Annotated in this window: 15 protein-coding genes; 11 read left to right on the forward strand and 4 right to left on the reverse strand. The window is 70.9% G+C overall.

Translation table 11 applies throughout. From position 1 onward, the window contains the following. Positions 1 to 17: 17 nt before the first annotated feature. Positions 18 to 1040 carry an NADP-dependent oxidoreductase gene (locus CW362_RS08125; RefSeq protein ID WP_103548684.1) on the reverse strand — a complete coding sequence of 341 codons (1023 nt, stop codon included), beginning with the start codon at positions 1038 to 1040 and terminating at the stop codon, positions 18 to 20. A 110-nt stretch (positions 1041 to 1150) separates the two neighbouring features. On the opposite strand from CW362_RS08125, the gene CW362_RS08130 reads away from it, so the two are divergent. Beyond that, positions 1151 to 1606 (forward strand): MarR family winged helix-turn-helix transcriptional regulator, encoded by a 456-nt coding sequence (locus tag CW362_RS08130; protein ID WP_103548685.1) that lies wholly within the window; start codon positions 1151 to 1153, stop codon positions 1604 to 1606. A gap of 326 nt (positions 1607 to 1932) precedes the next feature. Here the strand turns inward: CW362_RS08130 and CW362_RS08135 are convergent, their stop codons facing one another. Further along, positions 1933 to 2718, reverse strand: coding sequence for an SCO2400 family protein (locus CW362_RS08135; RefSeq protein ID WP_103548686.1), 786 nt, complete (start codon positions 2716 to 2718; stop codon positions 1933 to 1935). Positions 2719 to 2970: 252 nt separating this feature from the next. Here CW362_RS08135 and CW362_RS08140 point away from each other — a divergent pair, with 252 nt between their 5' ends. From CW362_RS08140 to CW362_RS08185, 10 genes are all read left to right on the forward strand, one after another. Then, complete coding sequence (locus tag CW362_RS08140; RefSeq protein ID WP_103548687.1) at positions 2971 to 4128, forward strand: mandelate racemase/muconate lactonizing enzyme family protein; 1158 nt, start codon at positions 2971 to 2973, stop codon at positions 4126 to 4128. Continuing rightward, complete coding sequence (locus CW362_RS08145; RefSeq protein WP_103548688.1) at positions 4125 to 5129, forward strand: zinc-dependent alcohol dehydrogenase; 1005 nt, start codon at positions 4125 to 4127, stop codon at positions 5127 to 5129. The genes CW362_RS08140 and CW362_RS08145 overlap by 4 nt, the downstream gene beginning before the upstream one ends. 117 nt (positions 5130 to 5246) lie before the next feature. Continuing rightward, positions 5247 to 6215, forward strand: a complete 969-nt coding sequence (locus CW362_RS08150) for a hypothetical protein (protein ID WP_103548689.1) — start codon at positions 5247 to 5249, stop codon at positions 6213 to 6215. Positions 6216 to 6355: 140 nt separating this feature from the next. Next, positions 6356 to 7468: a multiple monosaccharide ABC transporter substrate-binding protein gene (chvE, locus tag CW362_RS08155; protein ID WP_103548736.1), complete on the forward strand. Its 1113-nt coding sequence runs from the start codon at positions 6356 to 6358 to the stop codon at positions 7466 to 7468. Between the two features lie 32 nt (positions 7469 to 7500). Beyond that, positions 7501 to 9051: a multiple monosaccharide ABC transporter ATP-binding protein gene (gene mmsA / locus CW362_RS08160; protein WP_103548690.1), complete on the forward strand. Its 1551-nt coding sequence runs from the start codon at positions 7501 to 7503 to the stop codon at positions 9049 to 9051. Then, complete coding sequence (gene mmsB / locus CW362_RS08165) at positions 9048 to 10292, forward strand: multiple monosaccharide ABC transporter permease (RefSeq protein WP_103548691.1); 1245 nt, start codon at positions 9048 to 9050, stop codon at positions 10290 to 10292. Before mmsA ends, mmsB begins: the two co-directional genes overlap by 4 nt. Before the next feature lie 57 nt (positions 10293 to 10349). Continuing rightward, positions 10350 to 11492, forward strand: a complete 1143-nt coding sequence (locus CW362_RS08170; protein ID WP_103548692.1) for an aldose epimerase family protein — start codon at positions 10350 to 10352, stop codon at positions 11490 to 11492. A gap of 161 nt (positions 11493 to 11653) precedes the next feature. Then, a complete protein-coding gene (locus CW362_RS08175) occupies positions 11654 to 13342 on the forward strand; it encodes a pyridoxal phosphate-dependent aminotransferase (RefSeq protein ID WP_103548693.1) in 1689 nt (562 codons plus the stop codon). Positions 13343 to 13714: 372 nt separating this feature from the next. Continuing rightward, a complete protein-coding gene (locus CW362_RS08180; RefSeq protein ID WP_103548737.1) occupies positions 13715 to 14506 on the forward strand; it encodes an intradiol ring-cleavage dioxygenase in 792 nt (263 codons plus the stop codon). Positions 14507 to 14713: 207 nt separating this feature from the next. Next, entirely contained in the window at positions 14714 to 17680 is a 2967-nt protein-coding gene (locus CW362_RS08185; protein WP_103548694.1) for a beta-galactosidase, read from the forward strand. A 216-nt stretch (positions 17681 to 17896) separates the two neighbouring features. Here CW362_RS08185 and arfA read toward each other — a convergent pair whose 3' ends face one another. Both arfA and CW362_RS08195 read right to left on the reverse strand, forming a co-directional pair. After that, positions 17897 to 19399 carry an arabinosylfuranosidase ArfA gene (arfA, locus tag CW362_RS08190; RefSeq protein WP_103548695.1) on the reverse strand — a complete coding sequence of 501 codons (1503 nt, stop codon included), beginning with the start codon at positions 19397 to 19399 and terminating at the stop codon, positions 17897 to 17899. Between the two features lie 90 nt (positions 19400 to 19489). After that, positions 19490 to 20455 (reverse strand): arabinan endo-1,5-alpha-L-arabinosidase, encoded by a 966-nt coding sequence (locus tag CW362_RS08195; protein WP_103548696.1) that lies wholly within the window; start codon positions 20453 to 20455, stop codon positions 19490 to 19492. Between the last annotated feature and the right edge of the window lie 10 nt (positions 20456 to 20465).

Raw genomic sequence — 20465 nt, forward strand, 5'->3', positions numbered from 1 at the left:
CGTGCCGTGGCGCCGGGTCAGAGCTTGACGATCATCTTTCCGGTGTTGTCGCCGCGCAGGACGCCGAAGAAGGCCTCCAGGTTGTTCTCGATGCCCTCGACGACCGTCTCGGTGTACTTCAGCTCGCCGGAGCGGATCCAGGCGCCGACCTCCTGGACGAACTCCTGCTGGAGGTCGTAGTGGTCGCCGACGAGGAAGCCCTGGATGCGGCCGCGGGTCTGGATCAGCCGGGCCAGGTTCCGGGGACCGGGGGCGGCCTCGGTGTTGTTGTAGACGGAGATCATGCCGCAGACCGCGATGCGGCCGTCCCGGTTCAGCCGGCCGATGGCCGCCTCCAGGTGGTCACCGCCCACGTTGTCGAAGTAGACGTCGACGCCGTCGGGGGCGGCCTCGCGCAGCTGCTCGGAGACCGGGCCGTTCTTGTAGTTGAAGGCCGCGTCGAAGCCGTACTCCTCCAGGAGCAGCTTGACCTTCTCGTCGGACCCGGCGGAGCCGATGACGCGCGAGGCGCCCTTGAGCCGGGCGATCTGGCCCACCTGGCTGCCGACGGCACCGGCGGCGCCCGACACGAAGACGGAGTCGCCCTCCTTGAAGGAGGCGGTGCGCAGGAGCCCGGCGTACGCGGTGAGGCCGGTCATGCCGAGGACGCCGAGGTACGTCGACAGCGGCGCGGCCTCGGGGTCCACCTTGACGGCCTGCTTGGCGTCCACGACGGCGTACTCGCGCCAGCCGAGGAAGTGCAGCACGTGGTCGCCGACCTCGATGCCCTCGGCGTTCGAGGCGATGACCTCGCCGACCGCGCCGCCCTGCATGGTCTTGCCGAGCTCGAAGGGGGCGACGTAGGACTTGGCCGAGCTCATGCGGCCCCTCATGTACGGATCGACCGACACGTAGGCGTTCCGCACCAGGACCTCGCCCGGACCCGGCTGCCGGACCTCGGCCTCGACCAGGGCGAAGTCGGAGGGCTGGGGCCAGCCGACCGGACGGCTGACCAGGTGCCATTCACGGCCGGTGGAGGGAAGCTGGAAGGTCTCGGACATGAGGGTGCGCCTTTCACGGTGCCTGGCGAGCGGGTCAAATGCTTGACTATCTAAAACAACCATGCGCCTGAATATTTCATGATGTCAAGCAACGCGGTAGGATCGGGAGCATGGCCACCCACAAGAGACCACGGATCGACCCCCTGACCGTGGAGGTCGTCGAGCTGATCGGCACGGTCGTGGCCCGCTACCACGAGGAGTACGAGGAGGCGGCGGCCGAGCACGCCCTCACCGGCGCGCAGGCGCGGCTGCTGAGCCTGCTCTCGCTGGAGCCGCTGCCGATGCGCCGTCTGGCGCAGAAGCTGAGGTGCGAGCCGTCGAACGTCACGGGGATCGTGGACCGGCTGGAGACCCGGGGGCTGGTGGAGCGCCGCCCCGACCCGGCGGACCGCCGGGTGAAACTGGCGGCGGCGACGGCCGAGGGCCGCAGGATCGCCGGGGGGCTGCGCGACTCGCTCGACTTCGCCCGCGAACCCCTGGCGGAGCTCTCGGACCAGGAGCGGCTGGCCCTGCGCGACCTGCTGCGCCGCATGCTGGGCGAGAGCGCCGGCACCGACGGCGGCTGAGGGCGCGGGCGCCTCGCGGCGGACCGGGACACCCCGTGCCGCGAGCACCGGCACGTCCGGCGCCGCGGAAACCGGAACCCGTCACGGCGCGGTGAGCGGAACCCGTCACGGCGCCCCGCTCGCCGCACGGGACCCCGAGCGCCCCGCGGGGTCCGGAGCCGGACCCGCACGGCCCGCGGGACACGGCACGCCGCCTCCCGGGCCGCCGCGCCCGCGCGACGGTCCCCCCGGGGGCCGGGCGGAGCCGGCCCGCGGCCTCCGTCCGGGCGGACGGAACCGCCGGGGACGCCCGGAGAGGGGTCACCCGGTGACGGACGGCGGCACGCCTACGTGCACCACCACAGGAAGCGTTCGCAGTCGTCCGAGGACGTGGGGGCCGGCGCGGAGGCCGAGGCCGTCGGGGCCGCGGTGACGGAGGCCGAGGCGGTCGGGTCCGAGGAGGCGGGGACCGAGGCGGTCGGGTCCGAGGAGGCGGGGGCCGAGGCCGAGACGGACGAGCCCGGGAGGGTGCCGGCGGCCGAGGGCTCGCCGCCCCCGGCGCTCTCCTCGCTCGTCGCCGTGGGAGAAGCGGAACGGGAGGCGGGAGCGGGTCCGGAGGCCGACGGCGAGGGGACGGGCGCGCGGGTGCCCGACGGGGAGGCGGAGGGGGAACTCTTCAGGAGCGCGGACGCGGTCGGCGAGGCCGAGCCGTCGGACGACTCCGCCACCGCGGGGCTCGACCCCAGTCCGGGCGCGTCGACGCCGAGTTCGGCGAGGCTCAGACCGCTCGCCGCGAGGACGAAGCCCACGGCCACGTACAGGGTGCGGCGGCGCCTGCGGCGATGCGCGGCGGCCCTGCGGTCGCGGCGGCCGGTGCCGGCCGGACCCCGCGGGTCACCCGGGCCCCCGGATCCCGCCCCGGCGTCCTGGACACGGCCCCCGCGCCGGCGCGCGGCCCGCCGGGAGCCCCGCTCGACGTCGTCGCCCTCGTCGTGGCGCACGCCGGCGTCGGCACCCTCACCGTGGCGCACGTCGGCGTCGGCGTCCGCTTCGCGTTCGTCGACCGGGGTGCCGCACCCGGGACAGTCGAGAGCGCCGTCGAGGTGCCTGCGGCACACGTGGCAGTAGTCCATGACGCGGGAAGACTAGGGTCACCGCCGGTAACGTTCCTAGGCGCAGTTGTGAAGATGTTGTGTGGAATTGATGATTCCGGCCCGCCGGTCACCGCCGCCCCCGAAGATCGCCCGCCATCCTGCGCCCATCACTCTGAACCGTTGTGCGCGCGACCCATTGACACCCCCCGCACGGCGTCCTTACTGTCACGCCAGCATTTCGAACGTGTGACGAAATTTCGAACAGAGCTGAAAGCACAGGGGGCATCTGCCGTGCGCATCACGGGAATCACCACACACGTGGTCGGGACACCCTGGCGGAACCTGACCTACGTCCAGGTGCACACCGACGAGGGCATCACCGGGGTCGGCGAGACCCGCATGCTGGGCCACACGGACGCACTGATCGGCTACCTGCACGAGGCGCGGACCAACCATATTCTCGGCTCCGACCCGTTCGCGGTCGAGGACCTGGTCCGCCGGATGAAGTACGGCGACTACGGACGCGCCGGCGAGATCGTGATGTCCGGCATCGCGGTCATCGAGATGGCCTGCTGGGACATCAAGGGCAAGGCGCTCGGGGTGCCGGTCTGGCAGCTCCTCGGCGGCAAGGTCACCGACAGGGTCAAGGCGTACGCCAACGGCTGGTACACCACCGAACGGACCCCGGAGGCCTACCACAAGGCCGCCCAGGAGGTCGTCGCGCGGGGCTACAGGGCCCTCAAGATCGACCCCTTCGGCACCGGGCACTTCGAGCTCGACCACGAGGCCACGCTGTACTCGGTGTCGCTCATCGAGGCGGTGCGCGACGCGATCGGGCCCGAGACCGAGCTGATGCTGGAGATGCACGGCCGCTTCTCGCCGTCCACCGCCGTCCGCCTCGCCCGCGAACTCGCGCCCTTCAAGCCCGCGTGGCTGGAGGAGCCGGTGCCGCCGGAGAACCTCAAGGCGCTGGAGAAGGTGGCCGCCAAGGTCGACATGCCGGTCGCCACGGGCGAGCGGATCCACGACCGCATCGAGTTCCGCGAGCTCTTCGAGAGCCAGGCGGTCGACATCATCCAGCCCGACGTCGGCCACATCGGCGGCATCTGGGAGACCCGCAAGCTCGCCGCGACCGCCGAGACCCACTACATGCTGGTGGCGCCGCACAACGTCGGCGGTCCCGTCCTGACCGCCGCCTCCCTCCAGGTCGGCTTCACCTCGCCGAACTTCAAGATCCTGGAGCACTTCAACGACTTCGCCGACGCGGAGATCAAGAAGGTCGTCAAGGGCGCCCCGCAGGTCGTGGACGGCTACTTCGAGCTGTCCCACGAGCCGGGCCTCGGCGTCGAGCTGGACGTCGACGCGGCGGCGGAGTTCCCGCAGCAGCAGGCCCGCTTCGACCTGTGGGCCGACGGCTGGGAGCAGCGCAAGCCCAAGGGGACGCAGTGAGCACCGCGGTCGTCGTCGAGGGCCCGGGCGAGCACCGGCTGGTCCCGCACGAGCCGGTCCGCCCGGCCGCGGGCGAGGCGCTCGTACGGGTGCACGCGGCGGGCATCTGCGGCAGCGACCGCGAGGTCTACCAGGGCAACCGGCCCGAGGGGTACGTCCGCTACCCCCTGACCCCGGGCCACGAGTGGTCCGGGACCGTCGAGGAGGTCGGCGCCGGCGTCCCCGCGGCGCTCGTCGGCCGCAAGGTCGTCGGCGAGGGCTTCCGCAACTGCCAGGTCTGCGACCGTTGCCACGCGGGCGAGACGACGTTGTGCACGGCCGGGTACGAGGAGACGGGCTTCACCGTCCCCGGGGCGATGGCCGCCACGCTGACGCTGCCGGCCCGGCTGCTCCACGTCCTGCCCGACGACGCCGATCTGACGGCCGCCGCCCTGCTGGAGCCGGCCGCCTGCATCGCGGCCGCCGCGCTCAAGGCGAACGCGCGGCCCGGTGAGCGGGTGGCCGTGGTGGGCACCGGGACGCTCGGGATGTTCGCCGTGCAGTTCCTGAAGGCCGGTTCTCCGGCCGAGCTCCTCGTGGTGGGCACGCGCCCGGACCGGGCCGCGCTGTCGAAGGAGTTCGGCGCCACCGACTTCCGCACCCGGGACCAGGAACTCCCCGACGACTTCGACGTGGTCGTCGAGACCGCCGGGTCCGCGTCCGCCGCGCGCACCGCCGCCTCCCTGCTGCGGCGCGGCGGGCGCCTGGTCCTCACCGGGATCCCGGCGCCGGGCGCCGAGGGCCTGGACCCGACCGATCTGGTCGTACGGCAACTGGAGGTGCACACCGTGTTCGGGGCGCCGCCGGACGCCTGGGCGCACACGGTGCGGGTCTTCGGTGCGGGTCTGCTGGACCCGTCGCCGCTGGTGACGCACGAACTGCCGCTCTCCGCGTTCCCGGAGGCCATCGAGCTGGTGGGTTCCGGCGATCCGAAGGTCGGCAAGGTCCTGCTGAAGCCCTGACCACCCGAGCCGCACGCCGGTACGGGGTTTCCTGACGGCCCCGTACCGGCGTGCACCAGGCCCTCGCGCCCACCGTCGCGAACCATGCCCGAAATATCGAACAATGAAGGACAGCTTGTGACCGACGCCCCTCCCACGGCGCCCCGTCGCCCCGGCGAGCCCGCACTGGCCGCACTCGGCCTGGCCGCGCCCGCCCTCTCCCCCGACGACGCCTCGCCGCACACCTTCCCCGGAGGCGGCCGCTGGCGCACCGAGGTCCCCTCCGTGGAGGGCCCCGAGGCGCTCGCCGTGGTCCTCAAGGAGGCCTCGCGGCTCGACGTGCCGATCCACCGGATCAGCCAGGGCAGCGGTGTCTGGATGCTGACCGACGACGAGATCACCGAGATGGTCGAGGCCACCGGTGAGCACGACATCGAACTCTGCCTGTTCACCGGCCCGCGCGGCACCTGGGACATCGGCGCCTCGACGCGCAGCGACTCGCGCGGCGCGGGGCTGCGGGCCCGCGGCCACGACGCGGTGGCCGGCTGTGTCGAGGACGCCGTCCGGGCGACGGAGCTGGGCGTCAAGTGCCTGCTCGTCGCCGACGAGGGCGTGCTGTGGACGCTGCACCGGGCGCGGGTCGCCGGGATCATCCCGGCCGACACGACCTTCAAGGTCTCGGCGCTGATCGGTCCGGTCAACCCGGCCTCGTACGCCGTGTACGAGAAGCTCGGCGCCGACTCGCTGAACGTGCCGAGCGACCTGACGCTCGATCACCTCACCGAGATCCGGCGGGTCTCCGCCGCCCCCATGGACATGTACATCGAGGCCCCCGACGATCTCGGCGGGTACATCCGGATGTACGAGGTCGCCGAGCTGATCCGGCGCGGCGCGCCGCTGTACCTGAAGTTCGGGCTGTCCAAGACCCCCGGGATCTACCCGTACGGACACCATCTGCGGGACCTGACCCTGAGCACGGCCCGGGAAAGGGTGCGGCGCGGCCGTCTCGCCCTTGACCTGCTGGCACGCCACGGAGCGGGCGGCGACATGGCTCCGCTCGGCTCCCGCCTGCCCGGGGCGCTCTCACGGTTCGACACTCCCTCATAACGTTCGCACAAACCCCCTTCACACAAGCAGACACAGTCGCGCACAATCCAACACACCTTCTCGGCCTTCTTCGCTCAGAGCTCCCGGAGCTTCGAGCTCCGCGAGACCGAACCCGGTCCCAGACATCAAGGATGATGATCATGCGTAACCGCAGAGCCGCCATCGCCGCCGTAGCCGGAGCCGCCTCCCTCGCCCTCACCCTCACCGCCTGTGGCCAGAACGGCGAAGGCGGCAGCAAGGAGGACAAGGGCAGCAGCAAGGGCGGGACGATCGGCATCGCGATGCCGACCAAGTCGTCCGAGCGCTGGATCGCCGACGGCAACAACGTCGTCAAGAACCTGCAGGCGAAGGGTTACAAGACCAAGCTGGTCTACGGCCAGGACGACCCGCAGCAGCAGGTCTCGCAGATCGAGAACCTGATCACGCAGGGCGTCAAGGCGCTGATCGTGGCGGCCATCGACAACAAGTCCCTGGACAACGTTCTCCAGGAGGCGGCGGACGCCCACATCCCGGTCATCGCCTACGACCGTCTGATCCTCGGCTCGAAGAACGTCGACTACTACGCGTCCTTCGACAACTCGAAGGTCGGCGAGCTCCAGGGCAACTACATCCTGCAGAAGCTCGGTCTCGCGGACGGCTCCAAGAAGGGCCCGTTCAACCTCGAGCTCTTCGCCGGCTCGAACGACGACAACAACACGAAGTACTTCTTCGGCGGCGCGATGAAGGTGCTCCAGCCCTACATCGACAAGAAGCAGCTCGTCGTCCAGTCCGGCCAGACCGCGCTCAACCAGGTCACCACCCTGCGCTGGGACGGCGCCACCGCCCAGAAGCGCATGGACGACATCCTCACCAAGTCGTACGCCAGCAAGAAGGTCGACGCGGTCCTCTCCCCGTACGACGGCATCTCCATCGGCATCCTGTCGGCGCTGAAGTCGGACGACTACGGCTCCAAGAACAAGCCGCTGCCGGTCCTCACGGGCCAGGACGCCGAGCTGGCGTCGGTGAAGTCGATCATCGCGGGCGAGCAGACGCAGACCGTCTACAAGGACACCCGTGAGCTGGCCAAGATCGCCTCGGCCATGGCCGACGACGCCCTCAAGGGCAAGAAGCCGCAGACCAACGACACCAAGACCTACGACAACGGCGCGAAGGTCGTCCCCGCCTACCTCCTCCAGCCGGTGAGCGTCGACAAGTCCAACTACCAGTCGGTCCTGGTCGACGGTGGCTACTACACGGCGGACCAGCTCAAGTAAGCGTCGAACCTTACGGATTGGAAGGCACGACCATGGCGGGACCCGTCCTGGAAATGCGCTCGATCGTCAAGACCTTTCCCGGCGTCAAGGCGCTGTCGGACGTCACTCTGACCGTCCAGCAGGGCGAGGTCCACGCCATCTGCGGTGAGAACGGCGCCGGCAAGTCCACCTTGATGAAGGTGCTCTCCGGCGTCCACCCTCACGGCAGTTACGAGGGTGAGATCCTCTTCGAGGGAGAGGTCTGCGGCTTCAAGGACATCCGGGCGAGCGAGCACCACGGCATCGTCATCATCCACCAGGAACTGGCGCTGTCGCCCTACCTCTCCCTCGCGGAGAACATCTTCCTCGGCAACGAGCACGCCAAGCGCGGTTTCATCAACTGGAACACGACCCTGCGGCACGCCACCGAACTGCTGCGCCGCGTCGGTCTGAGCGATCACCCCGAGACCCGCGTCGCCGACATCGGCGTGGGCAAGCAGCAGCTCGTGGAGATCGCCAAGGCGCTCTCGAAGAAGGTGAAGCTGCTCATCCTCGACGAGCCGACCGCGGCGCTCAACGACGAGGACAGCGACAAGCTCCTGGATCTGATCCTGGAGCTGAAGAAGCAGGGCATCACCTCGATCATCATCTCCCACAAGCTCAACGAGATCCGCAAGGTCGCCGACTCGGTGACGATCCTGCGGGACGGCCGGACCATCGAGACCCTCGACGTGAAGGCGCCGGAGACGACCGAGGACCGGATCATCAGCGGAATGGTCGGCCGGGACCTCGACCACCGCTTCCCCGAGCGCACCCCGCACCACCCCGAGGAGGGTGCCGCCCCGGCGCTGGAGATCCGCGACTGGACCGTGCACCACCCGATCGACCAGCAGCGCAAGGTGGCCGACGACGTGTCGTTGCAGGTGCGGCGCGGGGAGATCGTCGGCATCGCGGGCCTCATGGGTGCCGGCCGCACCGAGCTCGCGATGAGCGTCTTCGGGCGGTCGTACGGCCGCTACGCGGGCGGGACGGTCCTCAAGGACGGCGAGGAGATCCGTACCAGGACCGTCGCGGAGGCGGTCGGCCACGGCATCGCGTACGTCACCGAGGACCGCAAGCACTACGGGCTCAACCTCATCGACACCATCAACCGCAACATCTCGCTGACCGCCCTGGGCAAGGTCGCCAAGCGGGGCGTGGTCGACGAGCACGAGGAGCGGCAGGTCGCCGAGCGCTACCGCAAGTCGATGAACATCAAGGCGCCGACCGTCTTCGAGCCGGTGGGCAAGCTCTCCGGCGGCAACCAGCAGAAGGTCGTCCTCAGCAAGTGGATCTTCGCGGGTCCGGACGTGCTGATCCTGGACGAGCCGACCCGCGGCATCGACGTGGGGGCGAAGTTCGAGATCTACACGGTCATCGACAAGCTGGCCGCCGAGGGCAAGGCGATCGTCTTCATCTCCTCCGAGCTGCCCGAACTGCTCGGCATGTGCGACCGCATCTACACCATGGCCGCGGGGCGGCTGACCGGTGAGTTCTCGCGGGGCGAGGCCACTCAGGAAGTGCTGATGCGTCAGATGACGAAGGACAAAGAGGTAACGCGATGAGCACCGATGTGACCAACACCCCGGCCGAGGCACCGCCGGGCAAGGACGGGACCGGCGACACCGGGGAGAACCTGGTGCGGGTGATGCTCGACGGCCTGCGCAGCAACATGCGCCAGTACGGCATGCTGATCGCCCTCGGCCTGATCGTCGCCCTCTTCGCGGTCTGGACCGACGGAAGCCTGCTGCTGCCGCACAACATCTCCAACCTGGTCCTGCAGAACAGCTACATCCTGATCCTCGCGATCGGCATGATGCTGGTGATCATCGCGGGCCACATCGACCTGTCGGTCGGCTCGGTGACGGCGTTCGTGGGCTCGTTCGCGGCCGTGCTGACGGTGCAGCACGGTGTGTCGTGGCCGATCGCCCTGGTGCTGTGCCTGCTGGTGGGCGCCGCGGCGGGCTCGGTCCAGGGATTCATGATCGCCTATCTCGGCATACCGTCCTTCATCGTCACCCTCGCCGGGATGCTGATCTTCCGCGGTCTGACCGAGATCCTGCTCAAGGGGCAGACCCTCGGCCCGTTCCCGGGCGGCCTGCAGAAGATGGGCAACGGCTTCCTGCCGGAGGTCGGCCCGACCACCAACTACCACAACATCACGCTGCTGCTGGGCCTGGTCGTGATCGTCTTCGTGGTCCTCCAGGAGGTCCGTGACCGCAAGCGCCAGCAGGAGTTCTCGCTGGACGTGCTGCCGGCCAAGCTGTTCCTGCTCAAGCTGGTGGCGCTGGTCGCCGCGGTGCTCACCGTCACGCTGATGCTCGCCAGCTACAAGGGCGCGCCGATCGTGCTGCTGATCCTCGGCGCGCTGGTCGTCGGCTACGGCTACGTCATGCGCAACGCCGTCTTCGGCCGCCACATCTACGCGATCGGCGGCAACCTCCCGGCGGCGAAGCTGTCGGGCGTCAAGGACAAGAAGGTCACCTTCTATGTCTTCCTGAACATGGGCATGCTCGCGGCCCTGGCGGGTCTGGTGGTAGCCGCCCGCCTGAACGCGGCCTCTCCGAAGGCCGGCCTGAGCTTCGAGCTGGAAGCGATCGCCTCGTCGTTCATCGGTGGCGCGTCCATGAGCGGCGGTGTCGGTACCGTCCTCGGCGCGATCGTCGGCGGTCTGGTCCTCGGCGTGCTGAACAACGGTATGAACCTCCTCAGCGTCGGCACCGACTGGCAACAGGTCATCAAGGGCCTGGCCCTGCTGGCCGCGGTCGGGTTCGACGTGTGGAACAAGCGCAAGGTCGGTTCGTAAGTCAGCCGGGGCCCCGCCAGAAGGCGGGGCCCCTCTCCATGGGGCAGGAGCCGCGAAATGGAAACGAGCAGACGTACGGTCATCGCAGCGGCGGCGGCGGGGTTGACCGCGGCCACCGTCGGCACGGCGCACGCAGCGGGCGGGAAGAAGCCCGTGAGGGAACTCTTCGGCCGGCTCGCCGACGGGACGAAGGTCCACCGGTGGTCGCTGGAGAACGGCGGGACGCGGCTGGGGGTCCTGTCCTACGGCGGGATCGTCCAGTCCCTGGAGATCCCCGACCGGCACGGCAGGTACCGCAATGTCTCGCTGGGCTTCGGCGACCTCGACTCCTACGTCGCCTCCAGCCCGTACTTCGGCGCCCTGATCGGCCGGTACGGCAACCGCATCGGCAAGGGGCAGTTCACCCTCGACGGGAAGAGCCACCAGCTCTCCGTCAACGACGGCGTCAACAGCCTGCACGGCGGCGCCAAGGGCTTCGACAAGCGCGTCTGGGACGTGGAGGGCTTCACCTCGGGCTCCGACGTGGGACTCGTCCTGCACCACACCAGCATCGACGGCGAGATGGGCTACCCCGGCACCCTCCGGGCGAAGGTCACCTACACCCTGACCCGGCACGGCGACTGGCGCATCGACTACGCGGCCACCACCGACAGGGCCACCGTCGTCAACCTCACCAGCCACGTGTACTGGAACCTCGCCGGTGAGGGCAGCGGCTCGATCTACGACCACGAACTCGAGATCGCGGCCTCCCGCTACACCCCCGTCGACTCGGGCCTGATCCCCACCGGGGAACTGGCGAAGGTCGCCGGCACCCCCTTCGACTTCCGCCGGACCAAGACCGTCGGCCGGGACATCCGGGTGGCCCACCAGCAGCTCCTGTACGGCAAGGGCATCGACCACAACTGGGTCCTCGACAAGGGGATCACGGCGAGGCCCGAGCACATCGCCACGCTCCGCGACCCGTCCTCCGGCCGCACCCTCTCGATCGCGACGACCGAACCCGGCCTGCAGTTCTACTCGGGCAACTTCCTGGACGGCACCCTGGTCGGCACCGGCGGTCACGTCTACCGCCAGGGCGACGCCCTGTGCCTGGAGACCCAGCACTTCCCGGACTCCCCGAACCACCCGTCGTTCCCCTCGACGGTGCTGCGGCCGGGTCAGACCTACCGGACCAGCACGGTCCACTCGTTCGGTACGTGACCGGACCTCACAGCCGGTTCACAAAATCCGCACGATCACACGACGATTGAACGGCGCAGCATCCGTATCCGTATGAGAGGGCGGCCCGTGCTCCCCCGCGCGGGCCACCCAGATAACGGGGGCCCGTCCTCCCCAGCGGGCTCGCCCTATACGGAGGTTCCATGGCCGGCAATGTCACCTCGCTCTTTCGCGGCACCGCGGCGCACAGTCCGTCGATGGCCGCACTGACGCGGGAGGGCGACGGAGCCGGTCCGGTTGACTTCTGCATCCCCTGCAACCCGTACTTCCCCACCCCCGCGATGTTCGACGAACTCGCGGGCCGGCTGCGCGAGATCATCACCTACTACCCGAGCAGCGCCGACACGATCACCAGCGAGCTGTGCTCGCTGCTCCAGCTTCCGCCGCAGTGCGTCGCGATGGGCAACGGTTCGACCGAACTCATCACCTGGATCGACCACTTGCTGGTCCGTGAGTCCCTCGCGATACCCGTCCCCACGTTCGGCCGCTGGACCGACCAGCCGATGGAGACCGGCAAGCGGGTCGACATGTTCCCGCTCCAGGAGTCCAACGGCTTCGCGCTCGACCTCGCCGCGTACGCCAAGTTCATCCGCTCGCGCGGCACCAAGGTCGCCGTCATCTGCAACCCGAACAACCCCGACGGCGGCTTCCTGCCGCGCCAGTCGGTCATCCAGTTCATGGACGCGCTGGCCGACCTGGACCTGATCGTCATCGACGAGTCCTTCCTGGAGTTCGCCGACGCCGAGTCGGAGCCCAGCGTGGTCGAGGACGCGGTGATGAGACCCAACGTCATCGTGCTGCGCAGCCTCGGCAAGAACTTCGGCCTGCACGGCATCCGCTTCGGCTACATGGTCGCCAACCCCTCGCTGGCCGGCAAGGTCCGCTCGATGCTGCCGAAGTGGAACCTCAACTCCTTCGCGGAGACCGTGGTGTTCATGCTCAAGAACCACGGCAAGGAGTACATGGAGAGCCTGCACATGGTCCGCCGCGACCGGCTCGACATGGCCCGCCAGCTCTCCGCGCTGCCCGGTCTGACGATCTACCCCTCGCAGGGCAACTTCCTGTTCGTCCGTCTTCCCGTCGGCGCCGAGGGCACCGTGGTCCGGGACCGGCTGCTCACCGAGCACCGCATCCTGGTCCGCGAGTGCGGCAACAAGGTCGGTTCGTCCAGCCGCTTCCTGAGACTCGTGGTACGTCCCCAGACAGATGTGCGCCGCCTGGTGGCGGGCCTGGAGCAGGTGCTCTACGGGTCCAAGAAGGAGACCGCCGTACCCGAGCTGGGCAACGGGACCGGTTACGGCTCGGGTACGGCCATGGTGGACCGTCTCGTCGGCTCGACCAACGGGGCGGGTGTGCAGGGGCTGGCCGCGCAGGCGAACGCCTGGCCCGGACAGCCCGCCCCGGTGCCCCAGCCGGTGGCGGCCGCCGCCCCGCAGCCCAGCCTGCCCTCCGTTCCGCAGCAGCCGCGTCCCGCCGCGGCCTCGCCCTACCCGGCCCAGCAGCCCGCCCAGGCCCCGGGCTATTCCGCCCCGCAGCCCGCCTACTCCTCCCCGCAGCCCGCCAGCTGGCCGGCCGCGCCCCAGGGACCCGGCGGGATGCCGGCCCAGATGCCGCCCGCGGCCATGCAGGCCCCGGCCCAGTCGCCGGGTCTCCAGCCGGCCGCCCAGACCGGCATGCCCGGCATGGCGGGCGCGGCCTCCATGGGCGCGCAGGGCGGCCTGACGGCGGCCCAGGTCCGCGGCAGGACGCAGCCCGAGCCTCCCCCACCCCAGTCGTCGGGCAACGGCGGCTGGGGCGCCGTCGGCGCCATGCTGTACAACCAGGCCGGCTAGGGCCTGTCACACCACCGGGCGGTTCCCGTCCGGTCGGCCTCCCCACGGGCCGGGCGGGCTTCCCGCGTGGCCGGCCTCCCCACGGGCCGGCCGCGGGGAGCCGCCCACGACCGAAGGCGCGCACAGGGGCGGAGGTATCCCCGCCCGGCGCCCGAAGACCCTTCTCTCCGGCGCCGAGCACCCCGCGCCGGACCTCACGGCGGAGCGCCGCGCGGACCGAACCGCCGGCGTCTCCGCCTCTTTCGCGCCCCGCCCCGTCGTACCGCCGTGCGGCCGGCGGCCGGGCAACGTGTCCAACAAGGAGCTTGACGGGCTGTCACTTTGCGGAACTGACAGCCTACCGACAGCATCCGTCCCTACGGTGCCGTGTTCATGACAGACACCCCCACGAAAGACACGCCGGAGACCCCTGTCGGGCGCCGGACCGTACTGATCGCCACGGGCGCCTCCGCCGCGGCACTGGCCGTGGCCGCCACGGCCCCCGTCGCCCCCTCCCCGTCCCTCGCCACCGGCGCCGACCTCGCCGCCGCGGCCCCCGCCGCCGCGGCCGTCTGCACCCTCACCAAGGAGATGACCGAAGGCCCCTACTACCTCGACGGCCAGCTCGTCCGCTCCGACATCACCGAGGGCAAGGCAGGCGCCCCCCTCAAGCTGGCCCTCACCGTCGTCGACGACTCCACCTGCGCGGCGATCGGCAACGCCCTCGTGGAGATCTGGCACTGCGACGCGCTCGGCGAGTACTCCGGCTTCGTCGGCAACAACGGCCACAGCGAGCCGGACGACGGCACGTTCCTGCGCGGCGGCGTGCTGACCGACGCGTCCGGCGTCGCGAACATCACCACCCTCTACCCCGGCTGGTACCGGGGCCGCTGCGTGCACATCCACGTCAAGGTGCACACCGGCGTCACCCTCACCTCCGACGGCTCCTTCACCGGCGGCCGGGAACTCCACACCGGCCAGCTCTTCTTCAACGAGACGATCACCACGGCGATGGCCAAGGTGTCCCCGTACTCCACCAACAAGGTCACCCGCACCACCCTCGCCCAGGACTCCATCTACGACGACGGAGGCGCCTCCTCGGGCCTCCTGACCCTGACGGCCCTCGGCAGCACCACCTCCGCCGGCTACACCGGCACCCTGACGCTCGGCGTCGAGACGAGCTGATCCCGTCCTTCCCCCCACGGAGACCGGGGCGGTCCGCGAACCCGCGGGCCGCTCCGGTCGCGCCCATACCGGGTAATCCCTCGCGCCGAGATCGTCATACGACCATCGAATGACCTGCCCATGTGGACAATGGCCGCACCTTCCCCCACGTCCCGGGCTCGGACCGGACGGGGGGAGCCCTCGTCGCCGTCCCCCGGGAGAACCCGCATGGTGTTGAGCAGACGTACCTTCAGCGCATTCGCCGGCACCGCCGCCCTCGGCCTCTCCCTGAGCGGCAACGGGAGCGACGAGGCGTGCGCGGCCGGAAGGGCGCCCCTCGCACCCACCGGGCCCGCACCCGCGCCGCCCTCCGCCGACGGCAGGAAGCACACGGTCGGCTTCGACCGCTACTCGATGCTGATCGACGGCAGACGCCTGGTGATCTGGTCGGGCGAGTTCCACCCGTTCCGGCTGCCGAGCCCCTCCCTGTGGCGGGACGTCCTACAGAAGATGCGCGCGCACGGCTACAACGCCGTCAGCATCTACGTCGCGTGGAACTACCACTCCCCCGCACCCGGGCAGTACGACTTCACCGGGGTCCGCGACCTCGACCTGTTCCTGCGCACCGCCGCCGAGACCGGGCTGTACGTCATCCTGCGCCCCGGCCCGTACATCAACGCCGAGGTCGACGCGGGCGGCTTCCCCGGCTGGCTGACGGCCACTCCGGGGACGGCCCGCACCTCCGACCCCACCTATCTGAAGCACGTCGACCAGTGGCTGACCGCCGTCGACCGCATCGCCGTCCGCCACCTCCACACCGACGGCGGCGGCACGATCGTCCTGTACCAGCTGGAGAACGAGTACGACAACCACGTGACCGAGGCCGCGGGCCGCGACTACATGGCGCACCTGTACGCCAAGGTGCGCGCCGACGGCATCGACGTCCCCCTCTTCCACAACGACAAGGGCAGGAACGGGCACTGGGTCCCCGGCAGCTTCGACACCGGCGGTGAGCGCGGGCGTTACCTCTACGGCTTCGACGGCTATCCCTCGCCCTTCAGAACACCGCCGGACTGGGGGCACTTCGGCCCCGGCGGCATCACGGGCGGCTCGACCGCCAGCCCGGACACCCCGGGGTTCATCCCCGAGTTCGGGGGCGGCTGGTTCGATCCCTGGGGCGGAGCGGAGTTCGACGGCCTCGGCTACGCCGAGTCCCGCCGCACCCGGGACGCGGCCTACGAGCGGCGCTTCTACCTCACCAACCTCGCCAACGGCATCACGGTCCACAACGTCTACATGACCTTCGGCGGCACCTCCTGGGGCTGGCTGCCGGCGCCGATCGTCTACACGTCGTACGACTACGGGGCCGCCATCGACGAGGCGCGGCAGCCGACCGGCAAGCTCGTCCCGATGCGGCAGATCGGCCGGCTGCTGCAATCGGTGCCCGACCTGGCCAAACTCGACCGCGCCGACCCGCCCCCCGGCGAGGGCACGCAGGCGGGCCCCGGCATCAAGGCGTACCACCTGGTCAATCCCGACACCGGGGCGCGCTTCCAGGTGCTGCGCAACGACACGCCCGCCGAGGCCGTCGCCACCGCGACGCTCGGCGGAGCGGGCGTCGCGGTGCCGGTGCCGGGCCTCGACGCGCGGCTGCTCGCCGCCGGGATCGCCCTGGGGCGGCGCAGGCTGAACCGGTCCACCGCCCAGCCGATGCTGTGGCTGACCGCCGGACGGCAGGACATCGCCGTGTTCACGGGCCGGGCGGGCGAGTCGACCAGCACCTGGCTGGAGGCCACGAGCGAGCCCAGGGTCACCGTGCTGGACGGGGAGGCCGAACACGGCTACGAGGACGGGGTCCTGCGCGTCGACGCCGTGCTCGGCGGCATCACCCGGGTCCGGGTGGAGGACGGCGGGGTCGCGGCGCCCCTCCTGCTGCTGCTCGCCGACGACGAGAGCTCCCGCCTGCTGTGGCGCCACGACACCCCCTCGGGTCCGGTGCTGGTACGCGGCCCCGCGCTGCTGCGCACGGCCGTCCTGCGCGGCCCGGCCGCGCACCTCACCGGCGACACGACGGGGGCGGCGGACCTGGAGGTGTGGGGGCCGCGCGGGATGAGCGAACTCGTCTGGAACGGCCGCGCCTCGAAGTGTCACGTCACCGCTTCCGGGAGCCTGCGGGCCGAGCGGCCGCTGGCCGGCCCGGGCCCGGTGCGGCTGCCCGCCCTGACCGGCTGGCGCCGGGCCGAGGGCGATCCCGAGTCGGCCGCCGACCACGACGACTCCGCGTGGCGGGTGACCGACAGGACGACCTCGTACAGCGTCACACCGGTACCCGCCGGACAGCCCGTGCTGTTCGCCGACGACTACGGCTTCCACTACGGGGACGTCTGGTACCGGGGGCACTTCGCGGACGCGGGTGGCGCGGACTCCGTGTCCCTGTCCTACGTCGCGGGCACCCAGGGGCTGTTGATGGCCTGGCTGGACGGTGAGCCGCTGGGCACCCACCGGATGCCGGTGCCGGACAAGAAGACCGTGCGCAAGGGGACCTGGACGGCCACCGCCACCTTCCCCCTCCGGCCGCGCGAGGGGCGCTCCCACGTGCTGTCCGTCCTGGTCCGGCCGATGCAGCGCGACGAGGACGGCAGGGCCGACGACACGCACAAGGCGGCCCGGGGCCTGACGGCCGTCACCTTCACCGGGGCCGCTCCGGCGGTCCGCTGGCGCATCCGGGGCGCGGCGGCCCCCGACCCGGTGCGCGGACCGCTCAACACCGGTGGTCTGCACGGGGAGCGGCACGGCTGGCATCTGCCGGGCTTCGCGGACGACGGCTGGAGACCGGCCGCGTTCCCGCGCGCCGAGCGGCGCCAGGGGGTCACCTGGTACCGCACCGGCTTCCGGCTCGCCGTGGACGGCGGGACGGACGCGTCGATCGGGCTCACCCTCACGGACGATCCGGCCCGCGCCTACCGCGTCCAGATCTTCCTGAACGGCTGGAACATGGGCCAGTACATCAACGACGTGGGCCCGCAGCACACGTTCGTCCTGCCCAACGGGGTGCTGCGCACACGGGGGCACAACACACTGGCCCTCGCGGTGCTGTCCGACGGGACCACGCCGTCGGGACCCGGGCGGGTGGAACTGACGCTGCTGGGCAGCGCGGCCGGAGGAGTACCGGTGGCCCCGGTCCCCTCCCCCTAAGGGCTGTCCCGTAATCCCCGGCGGGCGCACGACGACAGCTACGGCACCTCGCCGCGTTGTCGGATCGCCCGAATACGCCCAGTATGAGGACGACCCTCCGCCTTGCGATGCACCGCATCTGACGCCGCGCGCTGATCCACCGGGGATTACGGGACAGCCCTTAGGACGTGCTTCGGAAGTCCCGCCCCGCCCTGTCCCCGCGGGGCGGGACGGGTCCTACACCAGCCGGATCATGTTCCAGGACAGCGGCTCCAGGACGGCGGTGAGCGTGCCGTCCCGGAGCACGGTCCCCTCGACCGGGTGCGGGGTGACCCGGTCCGGGTCGTGCAGGCTGTTGACGGCGTCCGGATCGGCGTCGGCGAGCGCGCTGTGCTCGAGGACCGCCGTCAGGCCCGTCCGGCCCAGGGCGGCCTCCAGCGGCAGCGCCTCGGTCCGGCTGCGGTTGACGGCGAAGACGGTGACCGAGCCGTCCTCGGCGCGTACCGCGGTGGCGTGCAGCAGGTCCGCCTCGCCGTACTTGCGGGTCGTGTACGTCGGCGAGTCCACCCGGACGTCGAGGACCTGCCCCCGCCCGTGCGCCGAGGCCTGTGCGAACGGGTGGAACGTCGTCTGCCGCCAGGCCGGGCCGCCGGGTTCGGTCATGATCGGCGCGATGACGTTGACGAGCTGGGCGAGGCAGGCGACGGCCACCCGGTCCGCGTGCCGCAGCAGCGCGATGAGGAGCGAGCCGAACACGACCGCGTCCGTGACGGTGTAGACGTCCTCCAGCAGGCGCGGGGCCTCCTGCCAGTCCTCGACCGGGTGCGGGTTCGGCCTGCTCTGGTACCAGACGTTCCACTCGTCGAAGGAGAGGTTGATCCTCTTCGTGGACTTCAGCCGGGCGCCCACGTGGTCGCAGGTGGCGACCACGTTCTCGATGAACGACTCCATGTCGACGGCGGAGGCGAGGAACGAGTCCCGGTCGCCGTCGGTCTCCTCGTAGTAGGCGTGCAGGGAGATGTGGTCGACGAGGTCGTACGTCTCGGCCAGGACCGTCGCCTCCCACTCGGCGAAGGTCGCCATGCCCTGTCCGGACGAACCGCACGCGACGAGTTCGAGGCCGGGATCGATCTGCCGCATCGCGCGGGCGGTCTCGGCGGCGAGGCGGCCGTACTCCCCGGCGGTCTTGTGGCCGGTCTGCCAGGGGCCGTCCATCTCGTTGCCGAGGCACCACAGTCCGATGCCGAAGGGGTCCTTGTCTCCGTGCGCGATCCGTTGCTCGGAACGGGCGGTCCCCGAGGGGTGGTTGGCGTACTCCTGGAGCGCCAGCGCCTCGGCGACCCCGCGCGTGCCGAGGTTGAGGGCCATCATCGGCTCGGCCCGCGGGCCGATCTTCCGCACGAAGCCGATGAACTCGCTGAGCCCGAAGCGGTTGGACTCGGTGGAGCGCCAGGCGAGGTCCAGCCGGCGGGGCCGCTCCTCGGCGGGGCCCACCGAGTCCTCCCAGTCGTAGCCGGAGACGAAGTTGCCGCCGGGGTAGCGGACGACCGTGACACCGAGCTCGCGGACGAGTTCCAGCACGTCGGTGCGCAGGCCCTCGGCGTCGGCCGAGGGATGGTCCGGTTCGAAGACGCCGGTGTAGACGCAGCGGCCGAGGTGCTCGACGAAGGAACCGAAGAGACGGGGGTCGGCCTCGCCGATGGTGAAGGCGGGGTCGAGGGCGAAACGGGCGGTGCGCATGGTGTCCTTTCGGGGCGCCTGGGGGGTGGAGGAGTACGGGCGGGTCCGTCGCGCGAACGGGCGGGCACGGGGCAGGCGCGGCTGCGGGGGCTAGCGCAGGCTCGGCCAGCCGTCCGCGTTCCAGGTCAGCCTGTTCAGGCCCAGCTTGGGCATGCCGTTGTCGTCCGCGTCGTAGTAGTGGTACGCCAGCCAGTCCTGGCCGCGGTCCCGGAAGACCGACTCGCCGCCGGGGCCGGCGTAGCGGCCGTGCCCGGCCAGCAGGAGGTCACCGCCGCCTTCGAGCATGGGTCTGCCGGTGCTGTCCGTGTAGGGGCCGGTGACGGACGTCGACCGGCCCACCCGGATCCTGTACGTGGAGTTCACGCCCGCGCAGCACGCGTCGTAGGAGGCGAAGAGGTAGAAGTGGCGGCCGTGCCGGACGACGTAGGGGCCCTCGACCGCGTACGGGGCGTCCGGGCGGGTCGCCAGGTGGTGCACGGGGGCGCCCGCTCGGGCCTTGCCGGTTTCCGGGTCCAGTTCGACCATGCGGATGCCCGTCCAGTACGAGCCGAACGTCATCCACAGCCGGCCGTCGGCGCGGATCACGGCCGGGTCGATGGCGTTCCAGGTGTCGGTGGTGTCCGAGGTGAGGACCTTGCCGTGGTCGGTCCAGGTGCCGGGCAGACCGCTCCGGGAGGTGGCGACGCCGATCGCGGAGTGGTTGGTGCCCCAGGAGGAGACGGCGTAGTAGAGCCAGTACCGGCCCGCGCGGTGGGAGATGTCCGGGGCCCAGGGGTCGCCGGTGGGGTTGTACTCGTACCACCAGCTCGGGGGCGCGGCGAAGGCGTCGCCCGCGTCCTCCCACCGGACCCGGTCCTTCGAGAGGCGGGCGCCGATCACCCCGCCGGTCGAATAGGCCACGTAGCCGCCGGACCCGAGACGGACGACCGTGGGGTCGTGGATGACCTGCTGTCCGGTGAGGGGCTCCGGGTCGGGGTACTCCGCGGCCCGCGCGGTGGCGGGCAGGAGGGCGAGGGCCGCGGCGGCCAGGACCGCCACGGATCTGGGGAACTTCACTCGGCGACCT

The organism is Streptomyces populi, from assembly GCF_002911015.1.
In the GTDB taxonomy this organism is placed as follows: domain Bacteria; phylum Actinomycetota; class Actinomycetes; order Streptomycetales; family Streptomycetaceae; genus Streptomyces; species Streptomyces populi.